This window comes from Microvirga sp. KLBC 81, from assembly GCF_003075415.1.
GTDB lineage: Bacteria > Pseudomonadota > Alphaproteobacteria > Rhizobiales > Beijerinckiaceae > Microvirga.
Genome location: NZ_QDAH01000015.1, coordinates 45501 through 62659 on the forward strand (window position 1 = coordinate 45501; position 17159 = coordinate 62659).

The 17159-nt window shown below is 61.3% G+C and carries 17 protein-coding genes; 11 read left to right on the forward strand and 6 right to left on the reverse strand.

Going from position 1 to position 17159, the window contains the following annotated elements; all coding sequences use genetic code 11:
* Nucleotides 1-216 precede the first annotated feature (216 nt).
* On the forward strand, nucleotides 217-894 hold the full coding sequence (locus DC522_RS12370) for an AAA family ATPase (protein ID WP_116529016.1): 678 nt from the start codon (nucleotides 217-219) through the stop codon (nucleotides 892-894).
* A gap of 167 nt (nucleotides 895-1061) precedes the next feature.
* Here DC522_RS12370 and DC522_RS12375 read toward each other — a convergent pair whose 3' ends face one another.
* Together DC522_RS12375 and DC522_RS12380 are read right to left on the reverse strand one after the other, a co-directional pair.
* Entirely contained in the window at nucleotides 1062-2345 is a 1284-nt protein-coding gene (locus DC522_RS12375; protein WP_116529017.1) for an O-acetylhomoserine aminocarboxypropyltransferase, read from the reverse strand.
* A 95-nt stretch (nucleotides 2346-2440) separates the two neighbouring features.
* The gene (locus DC522_RS12380) at nucleotides 2441-2965 is read right to left on the reverse strand and encodes a CoA-binding protein (protein WP_116529061.1); all 525 of its coding nucleotides are present in this window, start codon (nucleotides 2963-2965) and stop codon (nucleotides 2441-2443) included.
* 50 nt (nucleotides 2966-3015) lie between these two features.
* Between DC522_RS12380 and DC522_RS12385 the strand changes: the two genes are divergently transcribed.
* Complete coding sequence (locus DC522_RS12385) at nucleotides 3016-3453, forward strand: PaaI family thioesterase (RefSeq protein WP_116529018.1); 438 nt, start codon at nucleotides 3016-3018, stop codon at nucleotides 3451-3453.
* A 17-nt stretch (nucleotides 3454-3470) separates the two neighbouring features.
* Here the strand turns inward: DC522_RS12385 and DC522_RS12390 are convergent, their stop codons facing one another.
* Nucleotides 3471-4109, reverse strand: a complete 639-nt coding sequence (locus DC522_RS12390) for a glutathione S-transferase family protein (protein ID WP_116529019.1) — start codon at nucleotides 4107-4109, stop codon at nucleotides 3471-3473.
* Between the two features lie 281 nt (nucleotides 4110-4390).
* On the opposite strand from DC522_RS12390, the gene rplM reads away from it, so the two are divergent.
* The gene (gene rplM, locus DC522_RS12395; RefSeq protein ID WP_116529020.1) at nucleotides 4391-4855 is read left to right on the forward strand and encodes a 50S ribosomal protein L13; all 465 of its coding nucleotides are present in this window, start codon (nucleotides 4391-4393) and stop codon (nucleotides 4853-4855) included.
* Between the two features lie 3 nt (nucleotides 4856-4858).
* Nucleotides 4859-5335 (forward strand): 30S ribosomal protein S9, encoded by a 477-nt coding sequence (gene rpsI / locus DC522_RS12400; protein ID WP_047189852.1) that lies wholly within the window; start codon nucleotides 4859-4861, stop codon nucleotides 5333-5335.
* Nucleotides 5336-5560: 225 nt separating this feature from the next.
* Here the strand turns inward: rpsI and DC522_RS12405 are convergent, their stop codons facing one another.
* The gene (locus DC522_RS12405; RefSeq protein ID WP_245444108.1) at nucleotides 5561-6472 is read right to left on the reverse strand and encodes a HEPN domain-containing protein; all 912 of its coding nucleotides are present in this window, start codon (nucleotides 6470-6472) and stop codon (nucleotides 5561-5563) included.
* A 289-nt stretch (nucleotides 6473-6761) separates the two neighbouring features.
* On the opposite strand from DC522_RS12405, the gene argC reads away from it, so the two are divergent.
* The gene (gene argC / locus DC522_RS12410) at nucleotides 6762-7730 is read left to right on the forward strand and encodes an N-acetyl-gamma-glutamyl-phosphate reductase (protein ID WP_371679431.1); all 969 of its coding nucleotides are present in this window, start codon (nucleotides 6762-6764) and stop codon (nucleotides 7728-7730) included.
* A 64-nt stretch (nucleotides 7731-7794) separates the two neighbouring features.
* Here the strand turns inward: argC and DC522_RS12415 are convergent, their stop codons facing one another.
* Nucleotides 7795-8670: a fumarylacetoacetate hydrolase family protein gene (locus DC522_RS12415; protein WP_116529021.1), complete on the reverse strand. Its 876-nt coding sequence runs from the start codon at nucleotides 8668-8670 to the stop codon at nucleotides 7795-7797.
* A 383-nt stretch (nucleotides 8671-9053) separates the two neighbouring features.
* Between DC522_RS12415 and DC522_RS12420 the strand changes: the two genes are divergently transcribed.
* Nucleotides 9054-10394, forward strand: coding sequence for an OmpP1/FadL family transporter (locus DC522_RS12420; RefSeq protein ID WP_116529022.1), 1341 nt, complete (start codon nucleotides 9054-9056; stop codon nucleotides 10392-10394).
* Nucleotides 10395-10481: 87 nt separating this feature from the next.
* On the opposite strand, the gene DC522_RS12425 is transcribed toward DC522_RS12420, so the two are convergent.
* Nucleotides 10482-12287 (reverse strand): alpha/beta hydrolase, encoded by a 1806-nt coding sequence (locus DC522_RS12425; RefSeq protein ID WP_116529023.1) that lies wholly within the window; start codon nucleotides 12285-12287, stop codon nucleotides 10482-10484.
* Nucleotides 12288-12389: 102 nt separating this feature from the next.
* On the opposite strand from DC522_RS12425, the gene DC522_RS12430 reads away from it, so the two are divergent.
* From DC522_RS12430 to DC522_RS12450, 5 genes are all read left to right on the forward strand, one after another.
* Complete coding sequence (locus tag DC522_RS12430) at nucleotides 12390-12803, forward strand: hypothetical protein (RefSeq protein ID WP_205769624.1); 414 nt, start codon at nucleotides 12390-12392, stop codon at nucleotides 12801-12803.
* 41 nt (nucleotides 12804-12844) lie between these two features.
* Complete coding sequence (locus DC522_RS12435) at nucleotides 12845-14065, forward strand: LL-diaminopimelate aminotransferase (RefSeq protein WP_116529024.1); 1221 nt, start codon at nucleotides 12845-12847, stop codon at nucleotides 14063-14065.
* A 107-nt stretch (nucleotides 14066-14172) separates the two neighbouring features.
* On the forward strand, nucleotides 14173-15495 hold the full coding sequence (locus DC522_RS12440; protein WP_116529025.1) for a homoserine dehydrogenase: 1323 nt from the start codon (nucleotides 14173-14175) through the stop codon (nucleotides 15493-15495).
* A gap of 55 nt (nucleotides 15496-15550) precedes the next feature.
* The gene (gene glpX / locus DC522_RS12445) at nucleotides 15551-16549 is read left to right on the forward strand and encodes a class II fructose-bisphosphatase (RefSeq protein WP_116529026.1); all 999 of its coding nucleotides are present in this window, start codon (nucleotides 15551-15553) and stop codon (nucleotides 16547-16549) included.
* Nucleotides 16550-16714: 165 nt separating this feature from the next.
* Nucleotides 16715-17155, forward strand: coding sequence for a GNAT family N-acetyltransferase (locus DC522_RS12450; protein ID WP_116529027.1), 441 nt, complete (start codon nucleotides 16715-16717; stop codon nucleotides 17153-17155).
* Nucleotides 17156-17159 lie beyond the last annotated feature (4 nt).

Here is a 17159-nt window from a genome sequence, read left to right on the forward strand (position 1 = left end):
GCGGCAGACAGGGAGGGTTGCTCAAAGCTCGGCTTTCAGGTGCTTCCGTTGCGGCATGATCTTGCGCTTGAAAACCGGCGCTCTGCTTGGGGATATACACAGAGTGATCAAAGGTGGAATTAGGAAATCAGGTCTTGTTCTGCTACAGATGAACAATATTAAGCTCGCGTTAACCAGGGGCGGCGGGCTTTGATAGGCTTATGAGGAGTCTCAGGCATGAATGTGCTGGTCTTTGCTTCGCGGAAAGGCGGCTCGGGTAAGAGCACGCTCGCTGCACATCTCGCGAGCTATATTGCCAATCCTACCCGCAGGACGCTGCTGATCGACAACGATCCGCAGGGGTCGCTGTCGCTATGGCACAAGATCCGCCATCAGGAACATCTCGGCCTCAAGCACAATGTGCGCAACCTTGGCGAAACTCTGAAAGAGGCCAAGCGCGAAGGTTATGAGTGGGTTCTGGTCGACACGCCGCCCAACAAGTCCCACATCGTTGCCGAGTCCATCAGGCACGCCACGCTTGTGATCGTCCCCACCCGGGCCAGCCTGTTCGACATCGCGGCCCTGCAGGATACGGTCGCTATCGCGCGTGAGCTGCGCAAGCCCTACGCTGCCGTGATCAATGCCGCTCCGGCCAAGCACGGGGATGCGGAGTCTCCCGTGGTGGCTGATGCCCGCGGCGCTCTCAATGCGCTGCAGGTCCCCGTCTGGGCGGGCCAGATCACCCATCGCCCCGAACTGACCCTTGCGCTGGCAACCGGTGAGGGGGCAAAGGAGTACGAGCCGAACTCGCAGGGCGCCGAGGAAATCGGGCGCCTATGGATAGCGCTGGAGCGTTCGCTCAACGCCATTCACAACACCTACAAGAAGACCGGCGGCTCCTCGCGCGCGGCGTAATTGCAGCCTGGGTTGGTCAAAACAAAAAGGCGGCTTTCAGCCGCCTTTTTGTTGCTGACTTCTCCCACTTCGTCATAGCCGCACTTGTTGCGGCCATCCACGTCCTGGATGACTAAGGCGTGGATGTCCGGGGGACAAGCCCGGGCATGACGAAGAAGCGCGAAGGTTTAAGCCGCGTCCAGAGCCTGATTGAGATCCTCGATCAGGTCTTCCGTGTCCTCAAGGCCGATAGAGAGGCGCACTACCTCCGGGCCGGCACCGGCCTGAGTCTTTTGCTCGTCGGTGAGCTGGCGGTGCGTGGTCGAGGCTGGGTGGATTACCAGCGAGCGCGTATCGCCGATATTGGCAAGATGCGAGAACAGCTTGAGGTTCGACACGAGCTTCACGCCTGCCTCGTAGCCGCCCTTCAGGCCGAAGGTGAACACCGCGCCTGCTCCCTTCGGGCAGTACTGCTTGGCGAGGTTATGATAACGGTCCGAGCGCAGGCCCGGATAGCTGACCCAGGACACCTTGCTATGGTTCGCCAGATGCTCGGCAACGGCGAGAGCATTGTCTGAATGGCGCTGCATGCGCAGTGGCAGGGTCTCGATGCCGTTGAGAATCAGGAAGGCGTTGAAGGGCGAGAGGGCAGGACCGAGATCGCGCAGGCCGAGCACGCGGGCGGCAATGGCGAAGCCGAAATTGCCGAAGGTCTCGCCCAGCACCATGCCGCCGTATTCGGGGCGGGGCTTGGAGAGCATGGGATAGCGGTCATCGCCGGCGAAGTTGAACGAGCCGCCATCCACGATCAGGCCGCCAACCGAGTTGCCGTGACCGCCAAGGAACTTGGTGGCCGAGTGCACGATGATGTCGGCGCCATGCTCGAAGGGACGGATCAGGTACGGCGAGGCCATCGTGTTGTCCACGATGAACGGAATGCGATGCTTCTTGGCGATAGCCGCGATGGCCTGCAAGTCGACGATTACGCCACCCGGATTGGCGATCGATTCGACGAAGATCGCCTTGGTCTTCGGCGTGACGGCTGCCTCGAAGGTCGAGGGATCATCGGAATCGGCCCAGACCACGTTCCATCCGAAGTTCTTGTAGGCATGATTGAACTGGTTGATCGAGCCGCCATAGAGCTTCTTGGCGGCGATGAACTCATCGCCCGGTTGAAGCAGCGTGTGGAAGGTCAGGAACTCCGCCGCGTGGCCAGATGCGACGGCGAGAGCTGCCGTGCCGCCCTCAAGCGCCGCGACGCGCTCCTCCAGAACGGAGCAGGTAGGATTGCCGATGCGCGAATAGATGTTGCCGAAAGCCTGCAGGCCGAAGAGAGACGCCGCGTGATCAACGTCGTCGAACACGAAGGACGTGGTCTGATAGATCGGCGTGGCACGGGCGCCGGTCGCGGCGTCGGGGGCGGCCCCCGCATGAATGGCGAGCGTGTTGAAGCCTGGCAGACGGTCAGACATTGGTGGGAGCCCTTTTCCTTTGGGGATGATGTTCTGTTCTCTTTAAAGAACGAAACGTTCTTCCGGTCAAGGAGCACTGAAGGTTCCCTTTTAAACTATGGGCGATTGAGCCCGAGCTTCTGGAAGCCCTTGCCGGAGAGAACAGGCTTCTTTGAGCTGATCATCCGTGAGTTCACGCCCTGCCAGGAGATCTCGCCCGAGAGACGGCCGAACTCGATCTTGGGGCAGCGGTCCATCACGACCTTCAGGCCCTTGGCCTCCGCCCTGGCGGCAGCCTCGTCGTTGCGGACGGAGAGCTGCATCCAGAGCACCTTCGGCAGGGGATCGAGAGCAAGGGCCTCGTCCGTTATCGGGCCTGCGGCCTCCGAATTGCGGAAGATCTCAACCATGTCGATAGGGCCGGGCACTTCGGCGAGTGAGCCATAGACCTTCTTGCCGAGCAGCTCGGTGCCGGCGATCCCCGGATTGACGGGGATGACGTCATAGCCCCGCTCCAGCAGGTACTTGGTGACGATCCAGCTCGGGCGGGCGGGGCTCGCCGAGGCGCCCACGAGCGCGATGGTCTTCACGGTGTTGAGAATGCCGCGGATGTAATCGTTTGGGTAATTGCTGTGATCCATGGCGGGAACGTATGGGAAAGGGCAGGGCAGTTCAACGAGCATCGTGAAAAATGGCATCTCATCACCCGATCATGAGCAAGGACGAACTGACCGGCTTCCTGGATCGGGAGTTCCCCCAGATCCATGAAGGCGGGCAGACCTTCTTCGTCGATGAGATCGGGCCGCTCCGTGCACGGATGCGCATGGATTATCACGACCGCCACTTGCGCCCCGGCGGCACCATCTCAGGCCCCTCCATGATGACCTTGGCGGATCTCGCGCTCTATGCAGCGATCCTCGCCCATATCGGCCCCGTAGCGCTCGCCGTTACCACGAGCCTCAACTTCAATTTCCTCAGAAAGCCCGAGCCCCGTGCCCTGATCGCCGATTGCAGGTTGCTCAAGCTCGGCAAGCGCCTTGCCGTGGGAGAGGTTTCGATCTTCTCCGAAGGCAGCCCCGATGTGGTCTGCCACGCGACCGGAACCTATTCGATCCCGAATCGCCGATAGGAGTGGCACGTCTGCCCTTATTGGGAGGCCTGCTGCTGGGCGGCCACCAGAGCATCGTCAATCTCCCGCGCGCGGATGGCGGCTGGCCGTGAATTGATCCGCCCCCAATAGGCCTCGAAGGCGGGACGCTTCTCGAGCGTACCGAACATCATGCCCCAGCCGATCTGCGAGCCGACATAGACATCCGCTGCGCTGAAGCGGTCGCCGGCAATGTATTCGAATTGGGTGACGGCATATTCCAGGGCGTTCGTGACGTCTTCGATGCAGCCATAGCCGACCATGCCACGTCGTTCATCCGGCACCTGAAACCCAAGAGCTTTGTTGCTCAGACAAGCCTCGACAGGTCCGGCGGCAAAGAACATCCAGCGGTAATATGGTCCACGGCGGGAATCGCCAGGCAGAGGCGCAAGCCCCGCCTCAGGAAAGGCATCGGCCAGATAGGCGCAGATGGCGGCCGCTTCCGTAACAACTGTGCCCTTGTGAATGATCGTCGGCACTTTCCCCATTGGATTGAAGGCGAGGTAGTCCGGACTCTTCATGGAGGTTCCGAACTGCAGAATCTCTGTCTTGTAAGGGCGGCCAGCCTCCTCGAGCATCCAGCGGACGATCCGTCCGCGTGACTTGGGATGGGTGTAGAAGATGAGATCGTCAGCCATGGTTGTTTCCTCATAGAACAGAGCAGGCGAGAGGACGATAGCTGTACAGTTCGAAATGGCAAATCACGTGTGGTCCTATAATACCACAAGTTAGGTAATTAGATACCGCATGTACATAAAGCATTGTTTCTTTTATGTTTTTTGCTGCCGTCGTTGTGCATAAACGCCGTTGACTTGCGGGCGCAAAATCACTAAACACCACTCACTCGCCGCCGCATTTCGCGGCGGTTTGTCGTTTTTCAGAACCTGAGCCCCGACGGGCTCCAACGGGAAACAGCGCAATGAAGACTACGACTTCGCTGAAGCCCGCCGAGGTCGAGAAGAAGTGGGTTGTGATCGACGCGAAGGGCCTCGTTGTGGGCCGTCTCGCGACGATCGTGGCGATGCGCCTGCGTGGCAAGCACAAGGCAAGCTACACGCCCCACGTCGACTGCGGCGACAATGTTATCGTCATCAACGCCGACAAGGTGGTGTTCACCGGCCGCAAGCGCGAGCAGAAGGTGTACTATCACCACACCGGTTATCCGGGCGGCATCAAGGAGCGCACCGCCAAGTTCATCCTGGACGGCCGCTTCCCTGAGCGCGTGGTCGAGAAGGCTGTGGAGCGCATGCTCCCCCGCGGCCCGCTTTTCCGCCAGATCATGGGCAACCTGCGCGTCTACGGCGGCGCTGAGCATCCGCATACCGCTCAGCAGCCGGAGGTGCTCGACGTGGCTGCTCTCAATGCCAAGAACGTGAGGGCCTAATCCATGGCGACCCTTCAGTCTCTCGCCGATCTGGGTCAGAACGCCCAGGCCGCCGCTCCGGAAGCTCCGAAGCATGTCCAGAAGCTCGACTCCCTTGGTCGCGCTTACGCCACCGGCAAGCGTAAGGACGCTGTCGCCCGCGTGTGGATCAAGCCCGGTTCCGGCAAGATCACCATCAACGACCGCGCTGTCGAGGTTTACTTCGCTCGTCCGGTTCTCCGCCTGATCCTGTCGCAGCCGCTGCAGATCGCTCAGCGCGAAGGCCAGTACGACATTGTCGTGAACGTCAACGGCGGCGGCCTCTCCGGTCAGGCCGGTGCGGTCCGTCACGGCCTCGCGAAGGCGCTGACCTACTACGAGCCGGAGCTTCGCGGCCCGCTCAAGAAGGAAGGCTTCCTGACCCGCGATCCGCGCGTCGTCGAGCGTAAGAAGTACGGCAAGAAGAAAGCTCGCCGCAGCTTCCAGTTCTCGAAGCGCTAATCGCCTCAAGACTGTACATTTCGAAAAGGGCGGCTCTCGGGCCGCCCTTTTTGTTACAATGCGCCTATCTCAAGGCCCAACAGCCCTCCCGCGTCATGGCCGGGCTTGTACCGACCATCTCGATCCGGAAAAGCGACGTACCTTTCTAAACGAGATCACCGGCACGAGGCTGGTAATGACGTGAGAGGGTGTCATTCCGCCGAGCGGCCCCGGAATGATGGAGACTTATTGCGCCTTCGCCAGCTTTTCCTCGCAGATGGCGCGCACGATGTCCCGTAGCACCGCGACGCGCTCGCCAAGCCAGACTAACTCCTCTGTCGTGATGGTGTAGTGCTTGGAATAGCGCGCATCGACGTAGGCGCGCTTGAGCTTCTGAAAGAAGCGCCGCGCCCTCCGCGTATTGCGTGGCCAAGCCTCGATCAGGCGCGCGTCGAGCTTTTCGCTCATGTCTCGAAGCTTCTCGATGTTGTGCAGTTTTGGCGTGTAGAGCGTCAGCACCAGCAGCGTGCAGTGATAGAGACGCTCGGTGGCCTGGTGGAGTTCGAAGGCTGCTTTATTGAAGCGTCCCTTGCCTAGATTGCTACTGAAGTCATCGAAAAATTCACCGGCACTGGTAAACCAATAATCGAAATACCCTTTCGCCTCCTCATGCGCCGCTTCGGGTGAGAGCGGCTTTGGCTCAGCGAAGGGATGGCCCTCGGCCTCGTAGAGCACGATGCCCTCACGCACGATGTCCATGAAGAAGTAGCGGCCGCGCGAGAGCTGATCGTTCACGTCGCCCAAGCTGTGCACGATGAACTGGATCGGGTGGTACATGGGGTTGATCAAGTTCTGGCGAAGGAGGCGGTCCTCTGCGCCTTCCCAATAATCGGGATCGGCGAATTCTTCGCCGTTGACCACCACGAGCAGGTCGTAATCGGAGACATAGCCGGTCACCGGATCGCGCACCGCCTTGCCGCGCGCCTGGGAGCCGTAAAGGATCACCTTGAGGATGCGCCCGTTCTTGCGCTCGGACGAGAGCTTGCCTTTCAATGCCTCCTCGAACTCGGCAAAGAGCACGTCGAGCGCCCGGCGTAGGTCGCGCTGCTGCTGCTCCGGGAGATGATCGAGTTCGCTGTGCATGCCCTTGAGTGTCATAAAGTCCCTTCCATGCCTAGAGCATCCTTCTTCAGGGGTGAAGGGCGTTTCGGCTCTCAGGATGGGCTTGTTGACAAAAGGCCGTCTGCGCCCGCATAAACCTCCCATGAACCAGAGCCTCTTCATCATCCGACGCCGAATGATTGCCGCCCCGGCGCGCGAGCGATGACGGCTGTCTTGAAGGCCTGACCGCAAGCCGCGCCGTTGCGCGGCTTTTTTGTTTCTCCAGAACCCTATTGGCGTTATTGGCTTTAGCTTCATCGGCGGCCACAGGTGGATCAGATCGACCATGACAACCATGACCCAGAATTCTGCGGATCTCTCTCAGGGCACGAAGACCGTCTTCATCGACGGTGAGGCGGGCACAACGGGCCTCGGCATTCGCGAGCGCCTGAAAAGCGTACCGGGAGTCTCTATCCGCAGCATCGATCCCGAACGCCGCAAGGATCCCGAAGCTAAGCGTGAGATTCTCGCCGAGGTCGACCTCGTGGTGCTATGCCTCCACGACGATGCCGCACGGGAGACGGTTTCTCTCGTCGATGGCTTGAGCGGCAGGAAGCCGAAGATCCTCGATGCCAGCACCGCACATCGCGTGAGTCCTGGTTGGGCCTATGGCTTTGCGGAACTGACCTCGGAGCAGAAGCGGGCGGTTGCGACCGCCGAGCGCGTCGCCAATCCCGGCTGCTACCCCACCGGTGCCATCGCGCTCCTGCGCCCCCTGGTCGATGCCGGCCTGATCCCGCCTGACTACCCGATCAGCGTGAATGCCGTCAGCGGCTATAGCGGCGGAGGGCGCACGATGATCGAGGCCTACGAGGCCGGCACGGCACCTGCCTTCGAACTCTACGGCCTCGGCTTCGAGCACAAGCACGTGCCCGAACTTCAGAAGTATACCGGACTGACACGCCGCCCGATCTTTATTCCGTCCGTCGGCAATTTCCGGCAGGGCATGCTGGTGAGCGTTCCGCTCCATCTCGACATGCTGTCTGGCAAGCCGAAGGCGATCGAGCTGGAGAAGGCATTGATCGAGCGCTACCAGGGCGGTGGTCTCGTGAGCGTCGTACCGACGATCTCCGAGGGCAGGAAGATTGAGCGTATCGAGCCTGAGGCGCTCAACGACACGGACCGCCTTGAACTCTTCGTCTTCAGGCACGACAGCTACAGCCACGCGGTGCTGGTGGCACGCCTCGACAATCTCGGTAAAGGCGCCTCGGGCGCTGCGGTGCAGAACATCCAGCTCATGCTCGGGCTGGCCTAATACGAAATGCCTCGTCATGGCCGGGACAAGCCCGGCCATGACGAGGTGGTTTTGTCGAAGAAGTCTATCGGCCCCTGCTCGTATCCGGCTGAGCCTCCTCGAAGGCGACGAAGCGCTGGCGCTGCTCGCCGAGGCCTTCGATGCCGAGGGTCACCACGTCGCCAGCCTTCAGATAGCGCGGCGGCTTCATGCCCATGCCGACGCCGGGCGGCGTGCCGGTGGTGATCACATCGCCCGGCTCCAGGATCATGAAGTGGGAGACGTAGGATACGATCTTCGCCACGTTGAAGATCATTGTCGTGGTGGAGCCGTTCTGCACGCGCTCGCCGTTCACGTCGAGCCACATGGAGAGATTCTGCGGATCGGGAATCTCGTCCTTCGTCACGAGCCAGGGACCGAGGGGACCGAAGGTCGGGCAGCCCTTGCCCTTGGTCCACGTGCCACCGCGCTCCAGCTGGAATTCGCGCTCGGAGACGTCGTTGCAGACGCAGTAGCCGGCCACGTAGCCCAAGGCTTCGTTAGCGCCGACATAGGAAGCGTGCTCGCCGATCACGATGGCGAGTTCAACCTCCCAATCGGTCTTCTGGGATCCCCGAGGAATGATGACATCGTCGTTGGGGCCGACGATGCACGAGGGCGCCTTATTGAAGACGATGGGCTCCGCCGGAATGGGCGCACCCGTTTCGGCGGCGTGATCCGCATAGTTCAGGCCGATGGCGATGAAATTGCGGACCTGACCGACGCAGGCGCCGAGGCGCTGTCCCGACGAGGCGAGGGGGAGCGTGCCGGCATCGACATTGCGGATGCGGGACAGGCTCTCCGACGACAGAGTTGCGCCTGTAATGTCCGGGACCACGCCAGACAGATCGCGGATCTGCCCTTGGGCATCGACGATTCCCGGCTTCTCGCGTCCGTATTCCCCAAATCTCACCAGCTTCATCAAGCGCTCCTCTTGTAACGGCACGTTGCTATTTGGTGCATTCGCTGCCTGCCTACAATGCATTTTCTAGACGCAAATATGTTGCCGTTTTGCCACGAGGCCTGACAAAGCGCGAAATGTCCCCCACCAGATGCAATGCAGCACAATTGCAGTCGTGCATTTCAAATACACTGGTTTACATATGAACTAATTGTATTGAATTGTATATTTGGCGGCTAATCTTTCGCATGTTCGAGTATAAGTCAGCAAGTATGGTCAGTATTTAGGTTTGTTTAAGACATGTTGGGCAGATCATAAGGAGATTGCGGCAGAAATAAAGCATTGGCACATTGCGGCCAATGCGGGATTCCCCGCAACAAAACAGAAAAGGGCAGGAATCCTCCATGAGCCGTTTCAATCGTTCTTTGTCCCTCGCCGCAATCTCCTTCGCCGCTCTCATTGCCGCTCAAAGCGCTCAGGCTGGCGGTTTCGCGGTCCGCGAGCAGAGCGCTACTGCGCAGGGCTATTCGTTCGCCGGTGCCGCATCCGGCTCGGGCTATCTCTCCTCGATGTTCTGGAACCCTGCCGTCATCACGATGGCTCCCGGCTGGCACAGCGAGTGGCATCTTTCGCTGATCGTTCCGCGCAGCGATATCAATCCGGATCCTCTGCGGACACCGACTGCCGTCTTGGGCGCTTCCGGTGATATCGGGCAGGATGCCATTGTGCCGACCGGCTTCGCCTCCTACCAGATCAACGACAGGCTTTGGGTCGGTCTTTCCAGTACCGCTCCCTACGGTCTCGTGACCGATCCCCGCGAGAACTGGGCCGGTCAGGTCTATTCCCGCTCGTCGCGAATCTTCTCTGCGAACGTCAACCCGGTCATCGGCGTGAAGGTGACCGATTGGCTGTCGGTGGCCGCAGGCCCGACGCTCCAGTATTTCGACATCCGCCTGAAGAGTGCAGTGCCGACCCCGATCACTGTGCCTGCCACCGCCGTTCGTCCTGGCCAGCCGAGCGGCATTCTCGATGGTGATGATATCGGCTTCGGCTTCACGGCTGGTCTGACCATCACTCCATTCGCGGGAACGACGATCGGTGTCGGCTACCGTTCGACCATCGAGCATAACCTCGAAGGATCCTTTACGCTTCCCGCTGGCGTTGTTGCTCCTGTCGCGGTTCGGACGCCGATTGACGCGACTCTCAAGACCCCCGATCAGGTCACCGTCGGTCTCTCGCAGGTGATTACACCTGCTATGACGGTCCACCTCGGCTTCGAGTGGACGAACTGGAGCGTTCTCAAGACTCCGCTCGTCACCAATGCAAGCACCGGGGCTGTCGTCCAGGAGCTTCCGCTCAACTATGACGACGGCTTCTTCTATTCGCTGGGTATGGACTACAAGCTGAACAACCAGTGGATCGTGCGCGCCGGTGTGGCTTACGAAGAATCCCCGATCGACACGGAGATCCGCTCCACCCGTCTGCCGGATAACGACCGCGTCTGGGCCTCGATTGGTCTCGGCTACCAGTGGAACGACAAGTTGTCGTTCGACGTCGCCTATACCCACATCTTCACGAAGGAGACTGATATCCGCATCGTCGAGGGCCATCAGGACTTTCGACCTGGTCTGCCCTTCGTGGCTGATGTGGACTCGGACGTAGATATCATCTCGGTGGGCCTGCGCTACCGCTGGGACGACGCGAAGGTGGCTATCCCGGCAGCCCCGATCGTTCGCAAGTACTGAGAGCCGTAGGGTTCCAACACAAAGGCCGGCGTCATCGCCGGCCTTTTCCTTTGATGTGTATGAGGAACTGCGTTGATGCGGTTCGCGTTAGGCCTTCGCCAAAACGTAAGTCCCAGGCGCATCGCAGAGGGGCTCGAGCTTGCTGCCGCCCGGCTCCCGTGCGGGCACTTTCTTAGGGGCCTGCTTCTCGATCCACGAGAACCAATAAGGCCACCAGGTACCCGGATGCTCCGTGGTCTTGGCCATCCAGTCCTCCAGTTCGCCCTCGACCGGGCCGCCGGTCCAGAACTGATATTTCGGCTTGTTGGGTGAGTTCACCACGCCCGCGATATGGCCCGATCCGGCGAGAACAAAATCGACCGGACCGCCGAAGGCTTTTGAGCCCAGGAACACGGAGCGGGCAGGGGCGATGTGATCTTCCTTCGTGGCGAGGTTGAAGATCGGCGCCTTGATCTTCTTCAGATCGAGCTTCACGCCTGCCAGCTCCATCTCTCCCTTGGCGAGCCTGTTCTCCAGGTAGCAGTTGCGCAGATAGAAGGCGTGGTTCGCTGCCGGCATGCGCGTGGAATCCGAGTTCCAGTAGAGCAGATCGAAGGCGGTGGGCGGCCGGCCCTTCATGTAAACGTTCACGACGTTCGACCAGATCAGGTCGGTGGGGCGCAGCATGTTGAAGGCATTGGCCATGCGTGATCCCTCGAGATAGCCGCGCTTTTTCATGTCGGTCTCGATGGCGCGGATCTGCTCCTCGTCCGCAAACACCTTCAGATCGCCCGCGTGAGTGAAATCGACCTGTGCGGTAAAGAAGGTCGCGCTATCGATGCGCTTGTCGCGCTTGGCCGCCATGTAAGCCATGGTGACGGCGAGCAAGGTGCCGCCGACGCAATAACCGATGGCCGTCACTTTCTTTTCGCCGGTAGCCTGCTCGATCGCATCGAGCGCCGCGAAGACGCCCTCGCGCATGTAGTGCTCGAAGCCCTTCTCCGCATGCTGCTCTGCCGGGTTAACCCACGATATGCAGAACACGGTGAGGCCCTGGTCCACCGCCCACTTGATGAACGACTTCTCCGGGTTGAGATCGAGAATGTAGTACTTATTGATCCACGGCGGCACGATCAGCAGCGGGCGCTTCAATACCTGGTCGGTGGTCGGCGCATATTGGATCAGCTCGATCAGGTCGTTACGGAAGACGACCTTGCCTGGGGTGGTTGCGATGTTCACGCCGATCTTGAAATTGGTGAGATCGGTCTGGCGGATCTTGAGCTCGCCGCGACCCGCCTGAATGTCCTCCGCCAGCATCGCCATGCCGCGAGCAAGGTTCGCTCCGTTTTCCTTAAACGTCTCGCGGATGAGTTCGGGATTGGTGAGGAGGAAGTTCGACGGCGAGAGGGCACTCGAAATCTGCTTGAGATAGAATTGCGCCTTGTGGCGCGTCCGCTCGTCCAGACCCTCGGCCTCCTCAACCATGTCCTCCGCCCAGCGTGAGGAGATCAGATAGGCCTGCTTCAGGAAATCGAAGACGGGATTTTCGGACCATTCCGGATCCTTGAAGCGGCTGTCTTTGGGCTCGGGCTCCGCAACAGGGTCTGCAGGCTCGCCCTGCGCCTTCTTGAGTGTCGAGGCCCAAAGATCGAGAAACTGGGACCCGAGGCGTGTCTGGGCTTCCAGGGACCTCTGCGGATCGCTCATCCATGCTTCCGCAACACGGCCCAGCGTCTTGATCGCTTCCGAGGCATCGCTTGCGATCTCCGGTGGGGAGCCGCGCTCCTCCATCGGCTTGAGGTAAGCGGCCGTTGCCTTGGTCGCTCCCTCAAGGAAGCGGGCCATGTTGCGGGAGAGCTCCTCGAAGTCCGGGGATAAGGACCGAGCTTTCTCTTCACCGTATGGCTTGTCCATAAGGCGATCTCCCTCTATCTCGCGCCATTGCTCAGGGTGCGCATTTCGAGCATCTTAGCGTTTGATCCCCGATCTGTGCAGTTATCTCTTAGGTTAGCGACAATGCGTACTCAGTTTCCTACGGTTTCCCGCGCTCCGGCCCTCCTGCTGACGGTGCTGGTTGCTGCTAACGTTGCTGCCTGCACAGGCGGTTCCAATCCTGTCCGTGATATCGCGACCGCCGTGGGGGCTGGGCCCCGAGTTGCGCCGACTCCGGATTTCGTGGCCCGCTCGCGCCCGCAGAACCTCGACTACATGCCGATTGGGACTGCTGAAGAGGGGCGCCCGACTCCGGCCCGGAGTGCCACGGAGATCAAGGCAGCCGAATCGGAGCTCGATGCCCTGCGCGCCCGCAACGAGGCTGCCGGAGCCGCTGCGGCTCGTCTGGGCGGAACGCCTCCGCCTGAGCCTGTCACGCTGCCGGTCAAGAAGCCGCAGAGTCCGCGCCAGAAGACGAATTCCAATCCCAACCCATAAATTTTATATCAGGTCATCCGATTCCGCTCGAGGACAGAACCATGTCTAACTTCTACCGCATCAAGCGCCTTCCGCCTTATGTCTTCGAGCAGGTCAACCGCATCAAGGCCGCCGCCCGCGCCAATGGAGCGGACATCATCGATCTCGGCATGGGTAATCCGGACTTGGCTGCCCCTCAGCACGTGATCGACAAGCTGGTCGAGACCGTGGGCAAGCCGCGCACGGACCGCTACTCGGCCTCCAAGGGCATCTCGGGCCTGCGCCGTGCCCAGGCCGGCTATTACGAGCGCCGCTTCGGCGTGAAGCTCAATCCTGACACGCAAGTGGTCGCGACCCTGGGCTCCAAGGAAGGCTTCGCCAATATGGCCCAGGCCATCACCGAACCGGGTGATGTGATCCTCGTGCCGAACCCGAGCTACCCGATCCATGCCTTCGGCTTCTTGATGGCGGGTGGCGTGATCCGCTCGGTTCCGGCAGAACCCACTCCGGACTTCTTCGTGGCCGCCGAGAAGGCCGTGATGCACTCGATCCCGAAGCCCGTGGCGATGGTGGTCTGCTATCCGTCGAACCCCACGGCCTATGTGGCTTCCCTCGATTTCTACCGGGACCTCGTGGCCTTCGCGAAGAAGCACGAACTGATCCTGCTGTCGGATCTTGCCTACGCCGAGGTTTATTTCGACGAGAAGAACCCGCCGCCCTCGATCCTCCAGATCCCGGGCGCGATCGACGTGGCGGTGGAATTCACCTCCATGTCGAAAACTTTCTCCATGGCCGGCTGGCGCATCGGCTTTGCTGTCGGCAACGAGCGCCTGCTCGCCGCTCTGACCCGCGTGAAGTCCTATCTCGACTATGGTGCCTTCACGCCGGTGCAGGTTGCAGCGACGGCGGCCCTCAATGGTCCCGACGATTGCATCCGCGAGATGCGCGCGATCTATAAGAAGCGCCGTGACGTGCTGGTCGACGCTTTCGAGAAGGCGGGCTGGCCCATTCCGGCCCCCAGCGCCTCCATGTTCGCCTGGGTCCAGATTCCGGAGAGGTTCCGGGCCATGGGCAGCCTGGAATTCTCCAAGCTCCTGGTCGAAAAGGCCGATGTGGCGGTTGCTCCGGGTATCGGCTTCGGCGAACACGGCGACGATTATGTCCGTATCGCCCTTGTGGAAAACGAGCAGCGCATCCGCCAGGCCGCCCGCAATATCCGCAAGTTCTTCGACAACGCCGACCAGACCCTCCACAACGTGGTTCCGATGGCGCGCCGGGGCTGACCCTGAAGGACAGTCGCCCCGTATGACAGTCGGGTTTCCCTGACCGCATGGACATGGGAGCTTGGCAGGCGTAAAGAGCAACGCGGTTTTACAGGGAGCTTTTGTCCGTGATACGTCCTCTCAAGGTGGGCATTGCCGGCCTCGGCACGGTTGGCGCTTCGGTCATTCGGATCCTCGAACGCCGGAACGAGACCGTCACCCAGAGGGGCGGCCGGCCCGTCGAAGTCGTGGCCGTGTCGGCTCGCGATAGACTCAAGGATCGCGGCGTCGATCTCTCCCGATTCACGTGGTTCGACAATCCCGTGGACCTTGCCCGCTCGGCGAATGTGGATTGCGTGGTCGAGTTGGTGGGCGGTGCCGATGGGGCAGCTCTTGACGTGGTGCAGACGGCCCTGTCCGGCGGCAAGCATGTCGTGACGGCCAACAAGGCTCTGCTCGCTAAGCATGGTTTGGCACTGGCAAAGATTGCCGAGGGCAAGGACGTGTCGATTGCCTTCGAGGCGTCGGTTGCCGGCGGTATCCCGATCATCAAGACCCTGCGTGAGGCATTGCCGGGCAACCGGATTTCCAGGCTCTTCGGCATTCTCAACGGTACCTGCAATTACATTCTCTCCCGCATGGAGATGGAGGGGCTGACCTTCCAGGAATGCCTCAAGGACGCGCAGCGCCTCGGCTATGCGGAGGCCGACCCGACCTTCGACGTGGAAGGCTTCGACACGGCCCATAAGCTCGCAATCCTCACGAGCCTTGCCTTCGGCACCGAGATCGACGCCGACGCGATCTATGTGGAAGGCATTTCCTCCATCACGCCGCTCGACCTCGCCATGGCGAAGGAACTGGGCTTCCGGATCAAGCTGCTCGGCGTCGCCGAGCGCACGGAGACCGGAATCGAGCAGCGCGTGCATCCGACCATGGTGCCGAGGACATCGTCCATCGCGCAGGTCATGGGCGTCACGAACGCCGTAACCATCGATGCGGATGCGGTTCGCGAGCTGACGCTGATCGGACCCGGAGCAGGGGGCGATGCCACCGCTTCCGCCGTGGTGGCCGACCTCGCCGATGTGGCCGCAGGTGTGGCGCAGCCTCTCTTCGGCAAGCCTGTTGGTCAGCTCGAGAAGGCACCTCGCGCGCCCATGCAGCGGCATGAGGGTGGCTACTACGTCCGCCTTACGGTTCATGACCGGCCAGGTGTTGCCGCCGGTGTCGCCACGCGTATGGCCGAGGCCGACATTTCGCTCGAAAGCATCCTGCAGAAGCGTTCCGAGATCGCCGCCACGCAGGATCCTCATGGCCGCTCCGGTGCGCCGGTTTCCCTCGTTCTCATCACCTACGCGGCGACGGAAGCCTCCATCCGGTCTGCGCTGGAGAAGATTTCGAGGGATGGTCTTATCGCCGAGCCGCCCCAAGTCATTCGCATCGAGCGAGATTAATCGTCGAGCAGGCGAAGAGCCCACAGATCACCTTCAAGAGGGAGTCGACACATCCATGTCGCAAGCCATTACCGTCCAACCGGGGCAAATCATCGAGCGCATCCTGACCATGGAGCTCGTTCGCGTTACTGAGCGCGCGGCGGTGGCTTCCGCCCGCCTGCGTGGGCGCGGCAACGAGAAGGCGGCAGACCAAGCCGCCGTGGACGCCATGCGCCGTGAGCTGAACAAGTTGCCCATTGACGGCACCGTGGTGATCGGCGAGGGCGAGCGCGACGAGGCGCCGATGCTTTTCATCGGTGAGAAGGTCGGCAACAAGCAGGGCCCCAAGGTCGATATCGCCGTCGATCCCCTCGAAGGCACGACCCTCTGCGCCAAGGACATGCCCGGCTCCATCGCCGTCATGGCCATGGCCGAGGCCGGAACTCTGCTGGCGGCTCCCGACGTCTACATGCATAAGATCGCCGTCGGTCCTGGTTATCCCACGGGCGTCGTCGATCTCGATGCGTCGCCGGAGGACAACATTCACGCTTTGGCCAAGGCAAAGGGCGTGAAGCCGAACGAGATCAACTGCCTCGTGCTCGACCGTCCGCGCCACGCGGAGCTGATCGCGGCCATCCGCAAGACCGGCGCCGGCGTTCGCCTGATCACGGACGGCGACGTGGCGGGCGTGATCTTCACGACGAAGCCTGCCGACACGGGCATCGACATGTATCTCGGCATCGGCGCTGCGCCCGAGGGCGTGCTCGCAGCCGGCGCGCTGCGCTGCATCGGCGGCCAGATGCAGGGCCGCCTCATCCTCGATACCGAGGAGAAGCGGTCCCGCGCCTTCCAGATGGGCGTGACCGATCCGAACAAGAAGTACGACATGACGGACCTCGCCCGCGGCGACGTGATCGTGGCCGCCACCGGCGTGACCGACGGCGCGCTCCTCAAGGGCGTCCACTTCGGCAAGGAAGTGATCACCACGGAGACCGTGGTCTATCGCTCCGCCACCGGCACGGTCCGCCGCATCCACGGCGAGCACCGCGAACTGTCGAAGTTCCACCTCGACTAAGCGTTCGCAGCTACGCATTACCTTGCTTCTTCGCCATGGCCGGGCTTGCCCCGGCCATCCACGTTTCAAAGGACGCGGATCTTAAGACCTGGATGGCCGCAACAAGTGCGGCCACGATGGGGGAGGGCTTGAGATACGTGGCATGAGAGCACTCGAGACAATCGGATGATTCTAATCCGCCCCTTCAATCCTGAAGACCGGCAGGCGTGGGAGCCGCTCTGGCAGGGCTACTTGACCTTCTACAAATCCACGCTGCCCGCCGAGGTCACGCAAACCACATGGCGGCGTCTCATCGATCCGGCCGAGCCCATGCACGGCCTTGTCGCCATCCTCGATGGCAAGGTCGTCGGCATTGTGCACTACCTCTATCACCGCTCCACCTGGTCGACGGGCGACTACTGCTATCTTCAGGACCTCTTCACGGCAGAGCAGGCGCGGGGTCGTGGTGTCGGACGGGCCTTGATCGAGGCGGTTTATGATCGCGCGAAAGCCGATGGGGCGAGCCGCGTCTATTGGCTGACCCATGAGACGAACACGGCCGCTCAGGCGCTTTACGACAAGGTAGCGTCCCGCAGCGGGTTCATTCAGTATCGCAGGGTGTTTTGACCAC